This is a genomic window from Rothia sp. ND6WE1A (assembly GCF_001683935.1).
GTDB classification, from domain to species: Bacteria; Actinomycetota; Actinomycetes; order Actinomycetales; family Micrococcaceae; genus Rothia; species Rothia amarae.
Genome location: NZ_LXTU01000007.1, coordinates 1 through 1,982, shown reverse-complemented (window position 1 = coordinate 1,982; position 1,982 = coordinate 1). Strand labels below are relative to the sequence as shown.

General features: G+C 51.7%; 3 protein-coding genes. 2 read left to right on the top strand and 1 reads right to left on the bottom strand.

The genetic code is table 11. The features are described from left to right. The coding region (locus tag A7E48_RS00975; RefSeq protein WP_233125929.1) for a fructose-bisphosphatase class II at positions 1 to 514 on the bottom strand (514 nt) is incomplete at its 3' end. Between the two features lie 199 nt (positions 515 to 713). Between A7E48_RS00975 and A7E48_RS00970 the strand changes: the two genes are divergently transcribed. Both A7E48_RS00970 and A7E48_RS00965 read left to right on the top strand, forming a co-directional pair. Then, the gene (locus tag A7E48_RS00970; protein WP_068168285.1) at positions 714 to 1,421 is read left to right on the top strand and encodes a DUF4245 domain-containing protein; all 708 of its coding nucleotides are present in this window, start codon (positions 714 to 716) and stop codon (positions 1,419 to 1,421) included. A gap of 55 nt (positions 1,422 to 1,476) precedes the next feature. Continuing rightward, positions 1,477 to 1,982: carbonic anhydrase (locus A7E48_RS00965; protein ID WP_068168289.1), on the top strand; the 506-nt coding region annotated here is incomplete at its 3' end.

Below are 1,982 nucleotides of genomic sequence, written 5' to 3'. Positions count from 1 at the left end.
CGGTGAGCTGATTGACCGGCTTGCCCAAAGCTTTAGCGGTCAAGTGCAGGTTCTGTTTAACCGGCAAACGCAAGTCCACCAAATCAGCAGCGTCGGGACCAACTACAAGTTTTTCCATGTAGAACACTGCAGAAGGATCAAACATGGTTCCGCCGTCTGCCACAGCAAGAACTGATAAAGCGTTATCCATACCCAAAGCTGTGAGACGAGTGCCATCAATAGGATCTACCGCAACGTCAAACGCTGGACCGGTTCCATCGCCCACATATTCACCGTTGAATAGCATGGGAGCTTCATCTTTTTCACCTTCGCCGATAACGACCTGCCCATTAAAACGCACAGTAGAAAGACGGTAGCGCATCGCATCTACTGCTGCGCCGTCTGCTTTGTTTTTATCTCCTGCACCCACCCATGGTGCTGATGCGATAGCTGCTGCCTCTGTTGCTCGCACCAATTCCAACGCCAAGTTTCGATCTGAGTAAATTTCCTGCTGGCCAGTCAGATTTTCTGACATATAATCCTCACCCTCGAGTATTCTGTCCATCGCTTATGCGGCGATTACTGAGCATCGTTGCTCTATGCTACTTCTCCACCATAGTTGGCTTAAGTCTCTGTCGCCTCTCTATAAGCTATTTTTAAGTAGATTTGGCGTTAATTTTGCACAAGCTCCCGCGCATTTAGATTTTTTGCTCGCTCTCAGGGACAATAAACGAGTGAGTATTAACCCTGAGGAACTTCCCAACCATCCCACAGAGTCTGCCTCCGCAGCCTCGTCTGCTTCTGCCCCTCAGTCGGCAGAACCGGAGGTAAAGCCGCAGATTACCGAAAAGCAAGCGGCTCGAATCAATGCCCCAGCACGCAACATGATTATTTCCATGCTGGTGATGATTGCTCTGTTGGTGCCTTTCCTTTTGCTGGCGCCCCAGCTCACCAACTCACAGAATCATTACGACCCCAACGTCGATCTACACGGCACCGCCTATAACGCATCTCAGGAGGCAAAGTACCCGGTTGCCGCGCCAGAGCCTGAGGGGTGGACCTACAACTTTGCCCGCTGGACCACAGCACAGGCGGATAAAATCGATGTGTGGAGCACCGGAATGGTGACACCCAGTCAAAAATACATCGAACTGATGCAGGCTAAAGGAACTAACCCCACGTGGATCGCTAACAAGGTAGAAAACGCAGCGATTTCAGGCGAGAAAGAAATCAACGGCACCACCTGGGAAATCCGCACGCTTGAAGATCCCAAAGAAGATAAAACAACTACCTCTTATATTGCTGAGGTCAACGGCACTACCGTAATTCTCAAAGGCGAAGCGGAACCAGCCGAATTTGAGCAGCTAGCAAGCGCCGTCGTCGACTATTCCAGAAACCCCACCATGACGACGGAGCCCACCGCCTCTTCTGGTATTAAGTAAATCATCAGTAGACTGACATAACGTATTAGTTGGTACAGAAATTAGTGGAGGAATCATGTCCCCAAAGCTCACCCCTGCTCAGGCTCTGAAAGATCTGCTGGCGGGCAACCAACGCTTTGTGAGCGGAGAAGTAAAACACCCTAACCAGGACGCCGAGCGTCGTGCTGATTTGGCATCGGGTCAGAACCCCTTTGCTACTTTGTTTGGTTGCGGTGATTCCCGTCTCGCGGCAGAAGTAATTTTTGACCAGGGCTTAGGCGATATGTTCGTGGTACGCACCGCAGGGCACGTGGTCGAATCAGCAGTATTAGGCTCTATCGAATACGCAGTGGTAGAGCTGGGCACGCCGCTGGTCGTCGTGCTCGGACATGACTCCTGTGGCGCCGTCACTGCTGCTAAAGATTCGCTGGAAAAGGGCGAACTACCCGGCGGTTACATTCGCAATCTGGTGGAACCCATTTTGCCGTCTGTGATTGCGCCGCATCTGCCAGAAGACGCCTCAGTCAATGACATGGCTCGCGAACATACCAGGCAGACCTCCGCCCGTATTTTGGAGCAGTC